Annotated in this window: 16 protein-coding genes and 1 pseudogene; 10 read left to right on the top strand and 7 right to left on the bottom strand. The window is 69.3% G+C overall.

Going from position 1 to position 19,193, the window contains the following annotated elements:
- The first annotated feature begins 431 nt into the window (after positions 1–431).
- Entirely contained in the window at positions 432–743 is a 312-nt protein-coding gene (locus ABZS51_RS25320; protein WP_355445592.1) for a pentapeptide repeat-containing protein, read from the top strand.
- Between the two features lie 485 nt (positions 744–1,228).
- Here the strand turns inward: ABZS51_RS25320 and ABZS51_RS25325 are convergent, their stop codons facing one another.
- The 3 genes from ABZS51_RS25325 to ABZS51_RS25335 all read right to left on the bottom strand — a co-directional run bounded on the left by ABZS51_RS25325 (position 1,229) and on the right by ABZS51_RS25335 (position 4,333).
- Positions 1,229–2,134 (bottom strand): hypothetical protein, encoded by a 906-nt coding sequence (locus tag ABZS51_RS25325; protein ID WP_355445594.1) that lies wholly within the window; start codon positions 2,132–2,134, stop codon positions 1,229–1,231.
- Between the two features lie 514 nt (positions 2,135–2,648).
- A complete protein-coding gene (locus ABZS51_RS25330; protein WP_355445597.1) occupies positions 2,649–3,773 on the bottom strand; it encodes a CU044_5270 family protein in 1,125 nt (374 codons plus the stop codon).
- 2 nt (positions 3,774–3,775) lie between these two features.
- Positions 3,776–4,333 (bottom strand): RNA polymerase sigma factor, encoded by a 558-nt coding sequence (locus ABZS51_RS25335; RefSeq protein ID WP_355445600.1) that lies wholly within the window; start codon positions 4,331–4,333, stop codon positions 3,776–3,778.
- A gap of 919 nt (positions 4,334–5,252) precedes the next feature.
- Here ABZS51_RS25335 and ABZS51_RS25340 point away from each other — a divergent pair.
- Positions 5,253–6,617: an MFS transporter gene (locus ABZS51_RS25340; RefSeq protein WP_355445603.1), complete on the top strand. Its 1,365-nt coding sequence runs from the start codon at positions 5,253–5,255 to the stop codon at positions 6,615–6,617.
- A 296-nt stretch (positions 6,618–6,913) separates the two neighbouring features.
- Here the strand turns inward: ABZS51_RS25340 and ABZS51_RS25345 are convergent, their stop codons facing one another.
- Positions 6,914–7,129, bottom strand: a complete 216-nt coding sequence (locus tag ABZS51_RS25345; protein ID WP_355445607.1) for a hypothetical protein — start codon at positions 7,127–7,129, stop codon at positions 6,914–6,916.
- A gap of 183 nt (positions 7,130–7,312) precedes the next feature.
- Positions 7,313–8,533: an FAD-dependent monooxygenase gene (locus tag ABZS51_RS25350; protein ID WP_355445610.1), complete on the bottom strand. Its 1,221-nt coding sequence runs from the start codon at positions 8,531–8,533 to the stop codon at positions 7,313–7,315.
- A 207-nt stretch (positions 8,534–8,740) separates the two neighbouring features.
- Between ABZS51_RS25350 and ABZS51_RS25355 the strand changes: the two genes are divergently transcribed.
- Genes ABZS51_RS25355 through ABZS51_RS25370 form a run of 4 tightly spaced genes read left to right on the top strand, consistent with a single transcriptional unit; the run spans position 8,741 to position 11,968 of the window.
- The gene (locus ABZS51_RS25355; protein WP_355445613.1) at positions 8,741–9,391 is read left to right on the top strand and encodes a TetR/AcrR family transcriptional regulator; all 651 of its coding nucleotides are present in this window, start codon (positions 8,741–8,743) and stop codon (positions 9,389–9,391) included.
- Positions 9,388–10,281 (top strand): amidohydrolase family protein, encoded by an 894-nt coding sequence (locus tag ABZS51_RS25360; RefSeq protein ID WP_355445616.1) that lies wholly within the window; start codon positions 9,388–9,390, stop codon positions 10,279–10,281. The genes ABZS51_RS25355 and ABZS51_RS25360 overlap by 4 nt, the downstream gene beginning before the upstream one ends.
- Complete coding sequence (locus ABZS51_RS25365; protein ID WP_355445619.1) at positions 10,278–11,837, top strand: AMP-binding protein; 1,560 nt, start codon at positions 10,278–10,280, stop codon at positions 11,835–11,837. The genes ABZS51_RS25360 and ABZS51_RS25365 overlap by 4 nt, the downstream gene beginning before the upstream one ends.
- Positions 11,838–11,842: 5 nt before the next feature.
- Positions 11,843–11,968, top strand: coding sequence for a hypothetical protein (locus ABZS51_RS25370; protein WP_355445622.1), 126 nt, complete (start codon positions 11,843–11,845; stop codon positions 11,966–11,968).
- A gap of 319 nt (positions 11,969–12,287) precedes the next feature.
- On the opposite strand, the gene ABZS51_RS25375 is transcribed toward ABZS51_RS25370, so the two are convergent.
- Complete coding sequence (locus ABZS51_RS25375; protein WP_355445625.1) at positions 12,288–13,274, bottom strand: M24 family metallopeptidase; 987 nt, start codon at positions 13,272–13,274, stop codon at positions 12,288–12,290.
- Positions 13,275–13,367: 93 nt separating this feature from the next.
- On the bottom strand, positions 13,368–14,546 hold the full coding sequence (locus tag ABZS51_RS25380) for an FAD-dependent oxidoreductase (RefSeq protein WP_355445628.1): 1,179 nt from the start codon (positions 14,544–14,546) through the stop codon (positions 13,368–13,370).
- Positions 14,547–15,082: 536 nt separating this feature from the next.
- On the opposite strand from ABZS51_RS25380, the pseudogene ABZS51_RS25385 reads away from it, so the two are divergent.
- From ABZS51_RS25385 to ABZS51_RS25400, 4 genes and pseudogenes are all read left to right on the top strand, one after another.
- Positions 15,083–15,229, top strand: a pseudogene (locus ABZS51_RS25385) (transposase); the annotation flags it as partial.
- Between the two features lie 128 nt (positions 15,230–15,357).
- On the top strand, positions 15,358–18,048 hold the full coding sequence (locus ABZS51_RS25390) for a LuxR C-terminal-related transcriptional regulator (protein WP_355445631.1): 2,691 nt from the start codon (positions 15,358–15,360) through the stop codon (positions 18,046–18,048).
- Between the two features lie 55 nt (positions 18,049–18,103).
- Complete coding sequence (locus tag ABZS51_RS25395; protein ID WP_355445634.1) at positions 18,104–18,268, top strand: hypothetical protein; 165 nt, start codon at positions 18,104–18,106, stop codon at positions 18,266–18,268.
- Positions 18,269–18,494: 226 nt separating this feature from the next.
- Positions 18,495–19,184 carry an alpha/beta fold hydrolase gene (locus tag ABZS51_RS25400; protein ID WP_355445637.1) on the top strand — a complete coding sequence of 230 codons (690 nt, stop codon included), beginning with the start codon at positions 18,495–18,497 and terminating at the stop codon, positions 19,182–19,184.
- Positions 19,185–19,193: the final 9 nt, after the last annotated feature.

Raw genomic sequence — 19,193 nt, forward strand, 5'->3', positions numbered from 1 at the left:
GTCCCAAAGGTGATGCGGAATCTGTCGCGGCAACGTTCAGCGGCTGCCCCATCCCCGCAGAACACGAGTGGCCGTGCCCGCGCCAAGGCCCTCACGCAGGACGAATTCGACGCGCTACCACCCGAGAAGCGCCAAGAACTCTACGACGCGCGCCGCCAACGGCCCTGGCAGCACCTCACGTCGCTCGGGGTACTCGCCAGTGTCGTCTTCACCGCGGGCGGCCTCTTCTACACAGCGCAGACGTGGCAGACGGGCCAGAAGACTCTGGATTCGCAGATCCAAGGCCAAGTTACCGACCGTTAGGTGGAAACCGTCAGCCGACCACCTGGCCGAGGTTGCAGCGGCCTTGCGAGTGTCGAGCGGGCTATCACCTGGTTCGGGTCGAGAACGTGTGAAACCTCCTGCCCCGGTGCTTTTACGCGCTGGACCTCGTGAGGGCTCCCCTGAGCGATGCGAACCTCCGTTTCGCGCAGCTATCCACCGCAAACCTGACAGAGGCGAATCTGACTGGGGCGCACCTGGAAGGCGCATCGCTGGCCCGCAGCGATCTCTTCAATGCGGACCTGACCGGCGCGGACCTCTCCAATGCGGACCTGACCGGCGTGAACCTCGCCTACGCGAATTTGACCAGCACGAATCTGAGGGGCACGAATCTGAGCGGTGCCAACCTGACCAACGTCAAGGGCATCAGCCCTGCCCAGATCCGCCAGCAGGCCAGGACAGATGAGAGCACGGAGTTTTGACCAACCAGGCGCCCTACGTGCGGATTTCCCGCCATGGCAGACAACATACGGATTCTTTCGCGTCGCCACGCGCACGATGATGGCCAGGCAGGAGCAACCGCCCGGCCCATCATCGTTCGACAGCGGCCTTCCCCCGAGATGCAGCCCGCGCCGGCCGCCTGCTCCTTGCCCCCGATGCCCAGCGTGTTCGTTGGAATTCCCTTATTGCTACCGAGACCCCTCCGAACGACGCGGGTGCCTACGCCATCTCCGCCGCCCTTGATCTGCGCTCACTGCCATGACGGCCGACGGCTGACTTCGGTGATCCGTCACCGTGACAGGCCGATGCGGAGACCGTGCTGGGGCGCGGCTAGAACAGGGCGGCGGTCCTGCGTGCGGAGCCGGTCACGCAGAACGCTGACTACGATGAGAGGCCAAGAACCCCAGATAGCCATCGGCGCTGATCCCGAGCCAGAGGTTGTCGTCCGTACGCGTGCCACTGCCTGTCAGGGCTGAGCCGGTACGGTCGGCTGGGAGTCGGTCCAGCCAACCTCGACCATCGTCTCGTTGGAGCTCTTCACGGACGGTTTGCCGTTTGCCGACATCGTCTGGTGCTGCGACAGAAGCACCATCGTGCTGGTGTCGACGATCAGTCTGGTGTGGGATGAGATGACGTTGTTTGTCTGCCTGGTCGTCGTGTCGATCAGGACAGTGGTGCCGGATCTTCCCAAGGTGTCCTTCGCGTTGCCTGCGGAGCGGACGCCCGGCATGGTCAGCAGCGCTCGGTAGGCCGCGGAGCGGACCTGCTTCGGAGCAGGAAGGGTGTAGAGGATGTGGGGCAGGGTCCCCGTGACCCAACTGCCTATGGAGCCTTCCGGGATCCTGCCGGTCCGGGCCGCCTTCGTGAGCCAGTCCTTCAGGCCATTCGGGTCGGCGGGTAGCCGCTGGACCTCGTCGTACGTCAGCCGCTGCCCCGCAAGCTCATAGGGGGTCCGGTTCCGGCCCGTCGGATCCGTTCGGTTTGGTACGAGGCCGACGCGTCCTTCGGAGGGTTCGGTAGACAGCTTCATGGTCTTGCCGTCGATCGATTTGCTCCATTCGGTGGGTGCGCCGTCACGCTGCCAGGCCTTTTTGTCCGCGGCGCTCTTCGGCCGAGTCCCGAGCTCCCGGTATCCGTACCACGACTTGCCGTCGGTCGCCGTCCAGCTCTCTACGATCTGTTGCTGAACCAGCGAGTAGCGGTTCGATCGACTGCCGAACTGCCAGGGGTGGGTGGTCGTCGACAGTATCCGGGTATGCCAATAAGTGGCCGCAGGTTGATCCGCCGCGGCGGAGGCCGGCGTTCCCAGCAGAGCGGCACTGATGACGCCGATGGTGATCAGCGGCCGAATCGGTGCGATCGCGAATTTCATATGCTTCCCTCCACAGATACAAGTGATGACTCCTTTACGTCTGAGGGCGCCCAACATTGCCCGCAATTCGCATTTCGCGGCAGGCACCCGTTGTGATGGCCGAGACGTGTCAGGGAGTCGTGAAGTCGGACAGACAGCTGTGAGCGGCATGCAACGCGATTCCGGCGCCTTCGTCGCCGCGCATGCCACAAGCTTGCTTCTGGTCGCCTGCCTGGCCGGGGTCAGCTCTGCGGGCGCTTGTCCGAGCGCTTCCGTTGGGTCACTCACGTGGTCTTAACGCCGAGGGTGAGAGAAAAGGTTGGCAGAAAGGGGCAGGATTGTTCCCGCGTTCGAAGAGACGCCCAGGAGCCGGAGCAGGAGATCCAGCGCGTGTCCTGTGGATCATGGAGTTGGGTCACGGATCCGAATCATGATCGAGGCAACGTTGCTCCGGGTGACTGAGAACCCTCCATGGGTACGGATGGATCATTCACACCTCAAGTCCTGGAGCTCCGGCGACGCGCTCCTGGCCTGGCTACTTGGGAAGGGTGGGCTGGGCGTCGGTCCAGCCCGAGGCCACGATCGACGAGTAGCCCAGCACCCTGCCGGGAACCTGCCACTTCTGGCTGTCCGGGCCCGGTTCGAGCTGGATGTCGCGGCTCCCCAGCAGCTTCCCGGCGCGCTGGTCGAAGAGCACCTGCCGCTGGATCGTTCCGCGGCCGTCGGCGCTCGCGAACGGGGCCGCGAGGGCGACCGCGGCGCGTCCGAGCGGGTCTTTGACGGTGCCCAGGCGCTGCACGCCGGGGTAGTCGGTGATCAGGCGCATGAGACCGGCTCGTACCTTGGGCGGGACGGGTGTGTCCGCGAGGACGGAGAAGACCTGGTCGAGCACCCTCGTGGGGTCCTCGCAGTGCTTCGGTGCGCCGGTGCGGCCGTCGGCGAGCTTGATCGAGCCCTCGCACAGGAGCTTGCGCAGGTCCTCCGAGTCGGTGGGCAGGTCCTGGAGTTCCTGGTAGGTGAACTGACCGAGGCCGCCGATGTTGAACACGCCACCGCCCTGGGCGTCCGGGTCGTCCTCCTGCCAGGGGCCGGGCTGGGACGTGAGAGTCCTGGTGAGGCCCGACGAGCGGATCTGCCAGCTCGACGGGGAGCCCGCCGCGCGCCAGTCGTCGGCGTCGGCGCGGGTCTGGGGCTTGCCAGGGAAGTCGCGACCGTAGAAGGACGTGCCGTCGCCACGACTGCGTCCCGTCCATCTGAAGAACTCGGTGCGCTCCTCCACGACGTACCCGCCCGTGCGGCCGAGCGCGCGCGCCGCGAAGGCGACCCGCTGGTGCGTGTACCAGTAGCGGCCCTCCTGTTGCAGCTCCGCCTGAGTGGCAGCGGCGAGCATCATGCCGCGGGGCGATGAGGTGTCCGGGCCGATCATCACGCTTGGACGAGGTTGTAGGGGGGCGCCGCCGGATGTGAGCGTCAGGGCCGCCACCACCGCCGTCGCCGTGGCAGCGGCCACCAAGCCGAGCGGCATGCGCCAGACACGACGCTGGCGCGCCGGCGGACGGTCGTCCTGGCTCAGCATGCGGCCGCGGGCGGCCGCCGCGGTGGCCGCGGACGGAGAAAGCGGGTCGTCATACACGCCACGGACGAGATCCAGTTCGTTCATCGTCAGGCCTCTTCCACATCAAGTAGGGGGTTCGTGTCGCCCAGCGCCCTGCGAAGCTTCTTGCGAGCCCGGTTGAGCCGCGAGGACACGGTGCCGAAAGGCACGTCCAGGGCCTGCGCCACCTCGTCGTAGCTCAGCCCGGCGAGCGCCACCAGCAGCAGCACGTCCCGCTGGGCGGCGGGCAGGGCGGCGATGGCGCCGGTCAGGGCGCCTTTGACACTTTGTTGCGCGCTCACCTTGGCCATCACCTCGTCCTCGTGGCCTCGGGGTGGCTCCACCAGGGGGTGCAGCCGGTCCACGGCCCGCAACAGGCGCACCTCATCGCGGCGGTGCCGGCTGATGAGGTTGGTCGCGATGCCGTACAGCCAGGGACGGGCGCTGCGATGGCTCAGGTCGTAGCGGTGGCGCTGGCGGAAGGCCAGGGCGAACGTCTCGGCGGAGACGTCGTCGGCAGCGTGCGGGCCCAGCCGCCGGGAGGCGTACCGGTGGATGTCCGCGTAGTGGGCGTCGAAGACGGCGCCAAAACGTTCAGGGTCGTCCCAGGACCGCTTGATCGCCACGGCGTCGTCCTGCGACGGTGTAGCGGCATCCGGAGGAGCAGTCAGGTATGGCTCATGCATGCAAAGGCCTTGCGGTTGCGGGGACGTCGGTCCCCTGTTGTTGTCCGGAGCCCGCCGTTGCCTTCCCCCTGATTTTGCCGAGCCTGTACGGAAGCGGTCAGTTCGTCGCGGATCTCTAGCAGACGCGGCTGCTGAGCTATACGAGGCGCTGGGGAGCACCACCCCCGGCGCACCGCTCGTCTTCCACGTCTTCGCCGCGCTGGCGGAGTTCATCCGCGAGCTCATCGTGGAAGGCACCCACGAGGGGCCTGGGATGCCCGCAGGTCCGCGATCTGCTCGCCCGGCCGGAGAACACCGTCTCCTCCATCGCCCGGCTGCTCGACATAAGCCGCTCGACCATCCGCGGCCTTCAAGTACGTCCCGGAGCTCACGACGACGGCTCGACCTGCCGTAGGTCAGTTGGCGGCTGAGCTCGAAGTAGGCTGCCGATTATCCCAGCTCAGGGCAGGATTAGCGGTTGGTGGCACGTTGGTTGCCTCCGCCACGCAGTTCATGCCGTCGCCCACATGCACAACCTCGCCCTGTCGGCATGACCACGGGTGCTGTGGTGGCGCCCGCAGAACAAACCTTCTCGCCAGGGCGCTGAGAGGCGTCGACCTCGCGGAACTGGTCCGGGACGAGGTCTCTCGACGAGTCGATCGCCTCCCGGTGCACACGGGCGCCTATCGACAAGGCGGTAACGCTACAAATCCGCCCGATCACGCTACGACATCGCGGGCATCAACTCGCGCAACGCCCTCTGAGGGTGCTGCTAGCGTGTGCTCGTGCCGAAAACGGACAAGGTGCGCCGTCGCTGAGAGCGGCGGCGCAAAACCCCAGTTCCCGCCGTCGCTCCTGACCCTTGGCCAGGAGCGCCTTCGTGGCGCTCGGATTCCCCTTGTTCCGGAGCGCACCCATGTTCGCCTTGTCTCGTCGTCAACGTCGGCGTGTCCTTGTCGCCGACCTCATCTCTACCGCGGTGTTCCCGCTCGCCATCACCGGCGCGACAGCAGTTGTCCCCGAGGTGACCGCGCAACTCCCCGGTCCGGAAGCCCTGGGTCCGTGGCTCGTGCTCGCCTACAACGGGCTCTTCGCCGCAGCCCTCCTGCTGGCAGGGGCGAGTGCGGATCGCACCGCCCGCACCCGGTTCTTCGCCGTTGGCAACATCGTTGTCGCAGCCACCGGGGTCTTGTCCGCCTTCGCCCCGGACCTGCTCTCTCTGGTGGCACTTCGCACAGCCGCCGGTATCGGGGCGGCCGTGTGCGCCGCGGGCGGCTCATCGATGATCTTGGCCGTGTACCCCCCGGAGGAGCGGCGTCGAGTGTACGGCTACGCAGGAGCTGTGCTGGGCAGCAGTCTGGCGCTGGGCCCGGTCGTTGCCCAGGCCCTCATGGCCGTCGGAGGTTGGCCCCTCGTCTTCGTTGCGCCGGGGGCTGTCGCAGCCCTCGCAGCCCTGGCCACGCTGGGGCTTCCGGGTCTTCGCAACCCCGAGGTGTCCGATGACTTCGACCGTGCCGGGGCTGTCCTCTTCGGGGTGACCATCGCCGCCGCGGTGACCGCACTCGGGCTGGGCCTTGGGGCCGGCGTCCCGTGGTGGGCGCCGGGTGGACTCGTCCTCGTCGCTGCAGCCGGCGCCACCGGGCTCATCCGCGTGGAGCGGCGTGCGTCTGATCCCGCGATCCCCGTGGACCTGTTGCGAATCCCCGCCTATCGCGCGTACGCCATGGCGACGGGTGCCTTCATGGGGATACTCGTGGTGGGGTTGACCGCGCTCCCGCAGCTTGCCTCTGCCCAGAGCATGGGCCCAGGCGAGGCAGCGGTCATGCTCAGCCTGTTGACCGTGCCATCAACGGTCCTTCCGCTTGTCGCCGCGCGCCTAGCGCGCCGATCGGCACGACCGCTGGTGACAACCGCCCTGTTCGCCTGTAGCGTCACCGCCCTCATCCTGCAGATCACCGACCATCCTGCCGCTCTTCTCGTCGCGGCCGCCGTCATCGGGCTGTGTCTTGGCCTGACCGAAGGCGTCCCAGACGGGCAAGCACTCAAGTACGTGCCGTACCACCGCGGAGGGGCGGGCGCCGCACTGTTCAGCACGACACGGATGAGCCTGGAGACACTCACCCTGGCGGCTGCCACCGGGGTGATGGCGGCTCTGGGTCCCTCATCCGGAATGGCAGTCGCTGGAGCCATGTGCCTCATCGCCGGCATCATCGTCCATCAAACCGTCCCCTCCCAGACATCGTGAGCGGTATGCCGGCTCGCCCGAGGGGTGGCACCCACCTCCGACACCGGACGCAACTGGTCGCCGATCTCGACGGCCATCTGCGCAATGGCTCGCTCAGCCGGGCCCCGGCGGCGATCGGCAACACCTGCTCGGTGAACGAGGTCCGCGCGCACCACGGCGTCGGGCAGCGCCAGCGCCACTTGTGCACCGGCGGACCTGGCCGCTCCGGACGACGTGCACCACCCGGCCGCCGTCCCCGTCGTGTTCAACCTCGAACACCGGACCATGTTGGCCCCCGGCGCGCGGGACGGTGAGGCTCAGTTCCCGGCGATGCCCCAGAAGCGGTAGTTGTGGTCCTTGACGAAGTCGGCGCGCTGCCAGACGCCGGAGGTCACCTCGTCGCTCTCGGCCTGGGCATGGGCCTTGGTGCGGGAGGCGCCGCCGGGAGTGCCGCACGGCGCGCTCGCGCGCCTGCCCCCGCCGGCGGCTACGAGGAGATGTGGTGCGGGCTCACCGAGAACTTCGCCGAACATCCGGCCGTCTGGCTGGCCTCGGCGGAGTCTTCTCCCATCACTCCGCCTGTACCCTCGGCAGGGTCCAAGCCGTGCTGATGGCGGGCGTGATGTTCCGGGCCTCAGCGATCCGGGGAATGCCCCTGCTGAGGCCGGGGTCGTGGAAGGGGCGTCGGCATGGGCCAAGGTCGCATGCCGGTGCCGCTAACGGGGCGCCTTGATGACCGGGCCGTCGGCTGCCTGGTAGTCCTTCAGCGTGATGGAGCTGGCCTTCTGGGTGGCCTTGGCGCCGAGCTTGGCCAGCGGGCCCGAGGTCATCATTTTGATCATGGTGCGCTGGACGCCGATCGCCAGGCGGGAGCCCGGCAGGAAGCCGTTGACGCCGCCGGGCGGAAGCTGCTGGCACTCCTTCACGTAGGGGCGCATCAGGGTCTCGTACCTGTCGAAGGCGGCGACGTGGTCGCCTCCGGCCGCGGCGAGTTCGCCGGCGAGGACGTAGGCGCCGACGACGGCCATGGCGGTACCGTTGCCCGACAGAGGGGACCCGCAGTAGCCGGCGTCGCCGAGCAGGACGGTCCGTCCGGTGGACCAGCGGTCGGCGTGCACCTGGCTGACGGAGTCGAAGAAGAAGTCGGGGGCCTGCCAGACGGCGTCGATGAGCCGCGGGGTGTGCCAGGTGCCGCCGGCGAACTTCTCGGCCAGGATGCGCTTCTGCTGCTGGATGTCGTGGCGGTCGTAGGTGAGCGGGTCGGTCTTGAAGCTGAACATGGCCTTGGCGGTGTCCGGGCCGTCCGGTCGGATCGCGGCGAGCTTGGCGCCGGGCATGGTGTGCACCAGGAACCAGGGACCCAGGTTCAGGCCGCCGGTGGGGATGGTGAAGTAGGCGTTGTAGGCGCCCAGGTACTTCACGAACCGCTCTTCCGGGCCCATCGCCAGGCGGCGGACCGTGGAGTGCAAGCCGTCCGCGCCGACCACGATGTCGAAAACGCGTGCCGGGGCGCGCTCGAACGTCACGTGCACGCCCTCGTGGCGCTCGGTGAGCGAGGCGATCGAGTCGTCGAAGAGGTATTCCACGTGCGGTCCGGCGGCCGCGTACAGGATGTCGGTCAGGTCGCCGCGCAGGATCTCGATCTCCGCGACCGCGCCTTCGCCGTCGAAGAGCGTGGCGGGCATGGTGGCCTTCACCGTGCCCCGGGCGTCCACGTACGCCATGCCTTCCTCGTGCACCCGGGCCTGCCGGATCTGCCGCATGATGCCCATCCGCTCGGCGACCTGTTTGGCTACGCCACGCAGGTCCACCGCGTGCCCGCCGGGGCGCGGGGCGGGAGCCCGCTCGACCACGGTCACGGCGAACCCGTACCTGCGCAGCCAGTACGCGAGGGACAGACCGGCGATGCTGCCGCCCGAGATCAGTACATTCCTCATCGACTTTCCCTTTCCCTGCAGGAGCTTGGGGCCAAGGCCCTCTAGACGGGTAGCGCTCGCCGCGAACGTATGACCAGCCCGAGCCGGGCCGACCATCATCCATGGCCGCCAATGACCGCCAATCAATCGATCGATTGACCTCGCCGATGAGTACGATATAGAAAGATATTCATCTGTCAATCGATTGATTGGGAATAGATGTCAAGCTTGATCGAAATCCACCGTGCGGCGGTCCGCCTGTTCGCCCGCCAGGGTTACGCGGGCACCGGCATCCGCGACCTCGGCAAGGAGGTCGGGATCAACTCCGCGACGCTCTACCACTACGCCGGCGGCAAGGAGGAGATCCTGGTCGCGGTCATGGCGGCCTGCCTGGAGGGGATGCTGGACGGGGGCCGCCGCGCCCTCGACCACAGCGCCGACCCCGCGGTGCAGCTCGTTCGGCTGGTCCGCCTGCACGTGGCCATGGAAGCGGTCAATCCGCTGACCGCGTACGTCACGGACCGGGAGGTGCGCGCACTGTCGGCGGCCAACCGCGCAGCCGTCCTCGCTCTGCGCGACGACTACGAGTCGATGTTCCAGCAGGTGCTGGAACGCGGGAAGCGGACCGGCCAGTTCGAGATCGACGACCTCCCGACCACCCGGATGGCGCTCCTGGAGATGTGCAACGGAGTCTCCAACTGGTACCGACCCGGAGGGCGGCTGTCGGTGCCCGAGATCCAGGACCGGTTCGCCGACCTCGCGACCCGGCTCGTCGGCTGCCCGCCGGTGCCGCCGGCGGACTGCGGCACGGATCTGCAGGTCGCCGTGCTCGACTCCGAGCCGCTCGACCGCCACGCCGACGAGGAGGCCCTCGCATGACGACGATCATCGACGCCCGCATGCGGCTGCCGCAGGAGCTCCGGGCCCGACCCACCTACCAGGTCCCGGCCCGGCAGGCCGAACAGTACGACCGGGTGCTCGACCTCGGCAGGAAGATCGACGAAGGCACCCTGCGCGACCTTTTGACGATCATGGACGATGAGGGGATCGACCATGCCGTCGTCCACGCCGAGTCCGAAGGCGGTGAGTCCGCGCAGGCGTTGAACGACGCGCTGCTCGCCCTGCTGGCCGCGCACCCCGGCCGGCTCAGCGGCGTCGGCGCGGTCGACCTGCAACCCCTGTGGCCGACCCGGGTCGCCAAGCAGGTCGCCGCGGCGGCCGCCTCCGGCCTGCTCGGCATCTCCGTCCAGCCGGCCTTCTTCGGCCTGGACATCGACGACCGCGCGCTCTACCCGATGTACTCGCGGGCCGAGGAGCTCGGCCTGGTCGTCGCCCTGCACACCGGTGTGACGTATTCGCGCATGCATCCCATGCGGCACGAACGGCCGGAACTCCTCGACCAGGTCGCCTGCGACTTCCCGGAGCTCAGGCTCATCGCCTGCCATGCCGGGTGGCCGTGGGTCACCGAACTGTGCGCGGTCGCCCGCCGCCACCCCACGGTGTACCTGGAGTTCGGCGGGCTGGCTCCCAAGTACGTGGCCCGAGCGGGCACCGGCTGGGACACGCTGTTCACGATGATGCCGAACGTGCTGCGCGAGCAGGTCCTGTACGGCAGCGACTGGCCGGTCATGCACCCGCGCCGCGCGCTGGCCGAGTGGCGGCAGTCGGGCCTGCCGGCTCCGGCGCTGCAGGCGCTGTTCGCCGACAACGCGGCCCGGCTGTTCGGCCTGAAGCCTGAGGCGTTCCCCGGTCGCGGAGGTTCCCGGTGATCGTCGAGTTGCTCCAGGCGCAGGCGCGGCGCTCCCCTGACCAGGTGTTCCTGCGCACCGAGCGGGGCGATCACACCTACGCCGAGGTCCACCGGCGGGCCGGGGCGCTGGCGGCCGACCTCGGCAGCCGGGGGATCGAACCGGGCGAACCGGTGGTCGCTCTCATGGACAACAGCGCCGAGCTGGTCTTCACCTGGTTCGCCGTGAACTGGCTGGGCGCCGTCCACGTCCCCGTCAACACCGCGCTGATCGGCCGGGGCCTGGCGCACACCTTCCAGGTGACCGGGGCGCGGGTCGCCGTCGTGGACGCCGGTCTGCTGCCGAACCTCCTGGCGGTCGCACCGGACCTTCCCCGTCTGAGGACGATCATCGTCCGTGGCGCGTTCCAGCAGCCTCCGCACCGCTCGGACCTCCCGGCCCTGACCGCCTTCCCCGACGCCCCGACGGACACCGGACACCCCGCCCCCCGCCCGGTGGACGACCTGTCTGCCGCCATGATGCTGTTCACGTCGGGAACGACCGGCCCCTCCAAGGCGTGCGTGCTCTCCCACCGCTACGTGGTGCGGCAGGGCCAGCTGCACGCGCGGAACCTGGGTTTCACCGCCGCCGACGTCCTCTACTGCCCGTTCCCCCTCTTCCACGTCGACGCCGCGACCTTGACGGTCATGGCCGCCCTCGCCGTCGGTGCGACGGCGGCGATCGGCCGCCGCTACAGCACCTCGGGCTTCTGGGCGGAGGTCCGCCGCTTCGACGCCACCGTCATGAACTTCATGGGCGCGACCTTGGCGATGCTCTGGAAGCAACCGGCCGCCGCCGGTGACCGCGACCATCGGATCCGGCTCGGCTGGGGTGTTCCGATGCCCGACTGGAAGGCCGGCTGGGAGGAGCGCTTCGGCTTCCCGCTCTATGAGATCTACGGTCTGACCGATGGCGGGATCTGCGTCTACGACCCGCTCGACGCCCCCAAACGCCCCGGGTCCTGCGGCCGCCCCATCCCCGAGTACGAACTGGCCATCGCCGACCGGAGCGGTACGCCCCTGCCGCCGGGCGAGATCGGCGAGATCCTCATCAGGCCGCGCGAACCGGGTCTGATCATGTCCGGCTATCACGCCATGCCGGAAGCCACCGCCGCGGCCTTCCACGGCGACTGGCTGCGCACCGGCGACCTGGGCCACCTGGACGCCGACGGGTTCCTCTACTTCGCCGGCAGAGCCAAGGACGCGATCCGCCGCCGTGGCGAGAACATCTCCGCGTACGAGGTGGAGCAGGTCATCGAGAGCCACCCCGCCGTGCTGGAGGCCGCGGCCGTCGGCGTTCCCAGCGAGCTCACCGAGGAGGACGTCAAGGCGTGCGTCGTGCTGCGCCCCGGCGCGGCCCTCACCGCGGAGGATCTCGTCGAGCACTGCGCCCGCACGGCCGCCAGGCACATGGTCCCCCGCTACGTGGAGTTCCTCCCTGACCTTCCCAAGACCCCTACCCAGAAGATCGAGAAATTTCGTCTCCGGCAACGCGGCATCACCCCGCAGACCCATGACATGCAGAAGGACCGGGCGTAACCACGATGCCACCCAGGGGGGGCGGCCTTCTGGGCGACGTGAGCGGCCGGCCGCGGGCCGCGGCGGCCGGTGATGATGACGGGGTCGTCAACATCGTCGTCCAGACCGACGAAGCCAAGAAGATCGCGTGAAGGATGCGGCACCCGCTGTCATTCGTTGATGCGGGTCTTCAGCCGCCGATCTTCGTTCCGGAGTCTGCGGTGGTGGTAGAGGTGGACCGGCATTTCGTCAGGGCAGAAAGCCCACGCGAGACCGGGGGCCACGATGGATCGGGTTGCCACCCCCTGCAGCGGCTTCGAGCGGGACCGGCCCTCCCGAGACGGGTTGCATCCGTATTCCCTCATCAACGTTGTTGCCCGATGTAGACGACCAGCCGCCCAGCGAGGATGGCCGCGAGCGCTTCAGACCGTTACAGGGCGACGTTGATGTACGGCCTGTCGGCGGGGCGGGTCAAGTGAGGCTGATTGTCTCGTGGGCGGTGACAAGTGCGGTGCCGCCGTAGGTCACCGCCTCGCCGTGGGGGAGATCGCAGGTGACGTCGAGGGCAAAGGTCATGCCGGGGGTGATGAGCATGTCGTAACCGATCGTCTGGCCGGCCTCGGCGTGCAGGCTTCGGGGGTTGAGGCCACGAAGCCGAGCGTGGGCGTTGCCGGGCAAACCGGCGTGGGCGGTGTCGTAGGCCTGACCGAAGCGGGAGCCAGGGCGCAGAGCTCGCAGAGCCGATTGGTAGTGCTCGCGTGCCAGATCAGGGTGCCGGCGTGGGTCCGGGGCGGGGAGCGTCAGCGTCCGGCACGTCTCGCGGTAGCCGTACCAGCAGGTCAGCTCGGCGAGCAGGACGCTGCCGCGGCGGGTCAGCTGTACCTCGGGGATGGCGCCGCGCAGGTGCGCGGCGTGCATCGCGGCTGCATACGCCTCAGCGGGGGCGGCGGCCAGGAGAGCCGCCGCCATGGCCGAGGAGATGCCCGCGCCCTCCGTGAGCGCCTTGATCTCTTCGGTGGACTGAGGCATGGCGCGCTGGACGAACTGCGGCCATACCGGGACGAACGCTGTCTGCGGCATCAGTTCCAGGAGCGCGGCCCAGAGGGTGTAGGGCAGCAGGTGCCCGTCATGGGCTGGAGGATAGGGTTCCAGGCCGAGCACGCCGATGGCTGAGCGACTGAGGTGGTGTTCTTTGAGGGCGGCGGCCAGGGCGTAGGCACACCGGTCAGGCCGGGAATCCTGGATCCAGGCCGTGGGCCGGTCGGTCAGGGCCAGAGGACGACCGTGCCGGGGAAACAGCACGATCGCTCCGGAGGGGCCTCCGGACAGGTAGTCGTCCGGGCCGGCGACCGCGCCGGGTACGCCGTAGGCGAGGAGCGCGTGCAGGTTCTCCGCGTCCATCAGCTCACAGGCGAGGGCCCAGCGGCGGTCGCGTTCGGCGACGGAGTACATGGTCATCGGCTGTCTCCCGGATACGGCTTCGGCGGGCCTGGGCGCGGCGGTGATCGAAGGCGACGACCGCCGCGCCGGCCGGGTGTCGTTCGCGGTCGTTCACGCTGCGGGCTCGCCGACGGCGCGGCCGCCCTTGGAGACGATGGTGGTGACGTTCATGCGCTTGCTGAGCCGGTAGGTGATCAGGGGGCTGCCGCTGACCATCTCCTTGTAGGCGACGGCGGCCCGGCCGGTGAGGTACCAGCGTGCGGGGGTGTCGTCGGCGTGGGTGAACTGGATGACCGCGTCGCGGCGGCCCAGGCTGACGGGCTGGTGGAAGTAGCCGAACCGGAACGGCTTGACGGGCTTGGCGCGCAGCAGCCGGGCGATGGTGTCGGCGGTGTACTGGGCGGTGGGCATGCCGCTCTGGCAGGTGCCGTGGATCTGCCCCCACGGCATCCGGATCGCGGCGGCGTCGCCGATCGCGTGGATCTCGGGGTGGGAGACCGACCGCAGCGTCGCGTCGACCAGGACCAGGCCGCGCTCGCCGACCGCGATCCCGGCGTCGGCGGCCAGCGGCGAGACCTTGACGCCGGTGGTCCACAGGCAGGCGTCGGAGTGGACCAGCTCGCCGCCCGCCAGCTCGACCGCGTCGGGCAGCACCTTGATGACCTTGGCGCCGGTCTTGAGCGTGATGCCCAGCCGTTCGATGGCGCGCATCAGGTAGGCGCGGGCCTTGCCGCCCATCATCGCGGCGGGCTCGTCGAGGCTGATCAGCGTGACGTTCAGGCCGGGCTGGCTCTCGGCGATCTCGGTGGCCGCCTCGATGCCGGTCAGGCCACCGCCACAGACGGTGACGGTACCGCCGGCGCCGGCCACCTCGGCGAGCCGTTCGGCGAACCGGCCGGCGATCTGGGGGCTGTTGAGGGTGAACGCGTGGACGTCGGCGCCGGGGACCGTGCCGGCGTCGGTCGAACTGCCGAGGGCGTAGACGAGCGTGTCGTAGGCGAGGCTCTGGGCACCGTCGATGGTGATCTGCCGGGCGTCGGGGTCGATCGCGGTGGCCGCACCCCGCACGAACGCGATGCCGGTGCCGGCCAGCAGGTCCGGGATCCGGTGCTCGGCCAGCTCCTGCCCGGCGGCGATCTGGTGCATCCGCAGCCGCTCGACGAACCGGCTCGACGGGTTGACCAGCGTGATCTTCACGTCGAGCCGGCGAGTGCGGTGGGCCAGTCGGATGGCGCTGAACATGCCCGTGTAGCCGGCGCCGACGACCACGATCCGGTGGGTGTCGCTCATGATGTCTCTCCTTGTCGAGCAGCCGAGGGGTGAGGGGCAGGCAGGAGTGCACGTTGCCATCGCAGGCCTCGCGGCTGAACCCTCTTGCAGGTCAGAACGCTAGAGCTCTCGTCGTTCAGGAGATATCGGGAAGATGCCCCTATTGCTGGGGGCGCCTCATAGGGCACACCGCCTTGGAGGGTGACTCATGCGGAGGTCGAGGATGAGTCGCGGATGCGTTCCTTCCACGGCTGGTGCCCGACGAGTTTGGGGAACTGTTCCAGCGGGGCCCGTTCGACCGCAGGTGGTGGACGGCGGCGGGTCAACGACCAGCCTTGCGACTATCCGCACCCGCGCGCTTTCCACTTCCGTTCCAGGAATCGTCGCAACACCTCAGCTTGGGGAGTCAGTGGAGTTGCCCCGGTTCAGTAGACACATCAGGGCTTGCGACTGCGCGGCAGCATAGTCGAGATTGGAGTTGGCCCGGTGGGTGCGTCAGGCCGACCCGGATGACGGCCGTCGCCAAGACGATCTGACCAGCGCGGAGAAGGACCACCACGAGGTCTACTGAGATCTATGGTGCGCCGCGCATCCATGCTGACCTGTGTGCAATCGACGGGGTCCGGGTGAGCCGCAAGCGGTTGGCCCGGCTCATGCGCCGGGCTGGGCCGGCCGGGGTGAGCAGGCGTAAGGGCTGCCGGACGAAGATCGCGGACAGGCACGGACGCTACGCGCCTCAGGGGGATCAGGCAGCCTCCACGACTCATCCATCGATCGATCCCCACGAGTCATCCTCTTACTGCGGCGCACTATGTCCCCTATATTCCTGATCATGCTTTTTGGTAGGGAAATGGAGCAGGCCGAGATCGATGGCCTGCTCAGTGCGGCCACCTCCCGCCACAGCGGTGCACTGCACATCTCGGGAGAGCCGGGCATCGGCAAGTCCGCCCTGCTGGAGTACGCGGCCGAACAGGCCGGACCGATAAGAGTCCTGAGGGTCACCGGCGTCGAGAGCGAGGCCGAGCTGCCCTACGCCGCTCTGCACCTGCTGCTCCGGCCGATGCTCGACCACATCGACAGGCTGAGCGACCAGCACGCGGGCGCACTCAAGGGCGCGCTCGGCCTGGCGGCGGGGGTGCCGGTCGACCGCTTCCTCATCGGCCTCGCCGCGCTGACCCTCCTGGACGAGCTGGCCGGGACCGAACCGCTGCTGTGCCTCGTCGACGACGCCCAGTGGCTGGACCGGGCCTCGGCCGACACACTGCTGTTCGTGGCGCGACGGCTGCAGCACGAGGGCGTCGTCCTGATCTTCGCCTCCCGCCCTGGTTTCGCCGCGCCCGGCGTACCGGAGCTGCGCCTGGGCGACCTCGACCGGGAGGCCGCCGCGCGCCTGCTGGACCGGCACGCTCCCACGCTGCCCGGGCACGCCAGGGACCGGGTGCTGGCCGAAGCGGCCGGGAACCCCCTCGCCCTGCTCGAACTCCCGCGGATCACGGCCGATCCGCTGTCGATGACCAGACTGCCCCTGCCGTACCGGATCCAGCAGGCCTACCAGCAGCGCATCGCCGAGCTGCCGACAGCCGCCCGCACCCTGCTGGCGGTCGCCGCAGCCGAGGAGAGCGGCTCCATCGACGTCGTGCTGCGCGTCGCCGCGGCCATGGAGCTACCGGCGTCCGGGCTCGACGAAGCCGAGCAGACCGGCCTGATCGACCTCGCCCGCGGGGTCGTGACGTTCCGCCACCCGCTCATCCGTACGGCCGCCTACCAGGCCACGCCGTACACCCAGCGGATGGCCCTGCACCACGCCCTGGCCCGCGCTCTGGACGGCGTGGACGAGGCCGACCGACGGGCCTGGCACCTGGCCGCCGCGGCCACCGGCCCGGACGATGTCGTCGCCGCCGCACTGGAGTCGGCGGCCGAGCGGGCCAGGGAGCGCAGCGGCTTCGGCGCGGCGGCCAGCGCCCTGGCGCGCGCCGCGCACCTCACCAAGGACGCCCCCGAGCAGGGACGGCGGCTGGTCGCCGCCGCGCAGGCCGCTGCCCAGGCCGGGCAGGGCGCGCTGGCCGCCACGCTCGCCGGACAGGCCGACCGCCTCCTAACCGATCCCCGCCTCCGCTCCGACCTGGCCTTCCTGCGCAGCCGGCTGGCCTTCGACAGCGGCTCCTTGCGCGCCTCCTGCGATCTGCTGCTCCAGGCCGCTGACGAGCTCGCCCCGCTGGACGGTGAGGCGGCGGCCGCGATGCTCGCTCGCACTTACAAGGTCGTCTTCTACGCTGGCCGGACGGACTGGGCACGCCAGGCGCTGGAGAGGTTCGACGCCCTTCCCGGAGCGACGCGGCACCCCGCACGCACCCTGATCGCCGGATCCGAGCGCATGCTGGCCGGCGCGTTCCACGAGGGCATCCCGCTGTACCGGGCCATCCACGCCGCGGCCACGGCTCCCGCCGCGCCGGCCGACCTGCGCGCCGACGCCGCCTCGCACGCCATCGTCATCGGCGACTTCACCGCCGCACGCGAGCTCGCCCTGGCCTTCAGCCAGGAATGCCGCACCGCCGGCACCATCGGGCGCGTCCCGATGGCCCTGGCCCAGCTGTCGGTCGCCGACCTCTACCTAGGCCGGTACGCCGAGAGCGCGGCCGCGGCGAACGAGGGCCTGCGCATCGCCGAGGACACCGGGCAGCTCCACCGGCTGGCCCACCAGTACGGCGTGCTGGCCTGGATCGCCGCGATCGAGGGCGACGAGCCGCGCTGCCGCATCCTCGCTCAGCGCAATCTCGCCCATTTCATCGCCGAGCAGGTGGCGACCGGCGCGTCCTGGGGCACGTGGGCCCTGGCCATGCTGGATCTGGGCCTGGGCCGCTGGCAGGCGGCGCTCGACCGGCTCGACGAGGCGGCGCGGGGACCGCTCGGATCACAGGTCACCGCTGTCTACTTCGCCCCCGACCAGGTAGAGGCAGCGGTAAGGCTAGGCCGCCCGGACGCCGCCGCGGGCGCGTTCGACAGGTTCCGCCGCTGGGCGGAGGCGACGGAGCTGCCGTGGGCGCTGGCCGTCCTGGCCCGCTGCCGAGCCCTGCTCGCCCCGGACGAGGAGGCGGTGGAGCTCTTCGAGGTCGCGGTGCGGGCCACCGGCCGCCCTTTCGAGCAGGCCCGGGCCGAACTCCTGCGCGGCGAGTGGCTGCGTCGCGCCCAGCGCAAGAAGCACGAGGCCCGCGCCCCGCTGCGCCGGGCCGTCGACCTGTTCGAACAGCTCGGCGCTTCCCTGTGGGCCGACCGCGCCCGCGCCGAACTACGCGCCGCGGGCGAACGCGCGGCCCCCGCCACGGCCGCCTCGACTCCGGCCGCCCAGCTCACCGCGCAGGAGATGCAGGTGGTCCGGCTGGCGGCGGCCGGAGCGACGAACAAGGAGATCGCCGCCCAGCTCTTCCTGAGCCCCAAGACCGTCGGCCATCACCTGTACCGCGCCTTCCCCAAGCTCGGCGTCACCAGCCGCACCGAACTCGCCCACCTCGACCTGCAAGCATGACGTCCGCCCGATCATCATCAGGCGGACCGGGTCCGGGCCTACCAGCCTTCCATGCGTGTGGGCGTACTCAGCGGGTTGGTCAGATGGCAATCGGATCGAGACGGAGATTGGCCTCCTGCTGGAACTCGATCACGGAGAGGTGCGCATCCTCAACCTGGCCGACGAACTGGTCGTCACCGACACCGCCCTGCCGGATGCGGTCGAAGCCACCCTTCGCTGACACTTTCGCGACATCAGCGTGCTGAACCCACGAGCTGAGCAGGCCCTCAGATGCCGAACCCACGTGAGTTCCCGCTGAAGAACCTTCAGTTCCCGTGAACTCTGGGCATTCTCAGCCATCCACTCGGGGCTGTGCGATGAGCCCCAAAGTGGCGAGCGTACGTGATGGAATCCTCTTGATTCAGGTCGGCCAGGACCGATCATGGCCGAGTGAAGGAGAAATGGTCATGGCGACGTTTGTGCTGGTGCCCGGCGCTTTTCACGGCGCGTGGTGGTTCGAGCCGCTGGCGCGGCGGCTGCGTGCGGATGGGCACGACGCCCGCGCGGCGGAGCTGACCGGCGTCGGGGAGCGGGTGCACCTGTCGTCCGGCACGGTCAACTTGGACACCCACATCCAGGATGTGGTGAACCTCCTGGAGTACGCAGAGCTCACTGACGTCGTCCTCGTGGCGCACAGCTACGGCGGTATGGTCATCACCGGCGCGGCCGACCGGCTGGCGGATTCCGGACGCGTTCGCGCGCTCGTCTATCTGGACGCCTTCGTGCCGGAGGACGGCGACTCGGTGTGGAAGCTGAGCCCGCAGGTCTGGCGCGACCGCTATGTGGCGGGCGTCGGCGCGGACGGCTTCTCGATGGCCCCGCCGCCGTTCCTCACCGAGCCGCGCGTCACGTCACAGCCCCTCGCCACCATGCTTCAGAGCATCACGCTCACCGGTGCGTCAGACAAGATCGAGCACCGCCACTACATCTATATGAGCGCCTACGAGGGCACCCCGTTCACCCGGTTCCACGACCGGCTGAGCGCCGACCCGTCCTGGACGGTCCGCTCCCTGCCGTTCGGGCACAACGTCATGTCCGAGTGCCCCGACGAGATTCACGCCCTCCTTCTGGACGCCGTGACCCGCGCGACCAGGTGAGCGTTTGAA

The organism is Nonomuraea sp. NPDC005501 (assembly GCF_040605905.1).
In the GTDB taxonomy this organism is placed as follows: Bacteria; Actinomycetota; Actinomycetes; order Streptosporangiales; family Streptosporangiaceae; genus Nonomuraea.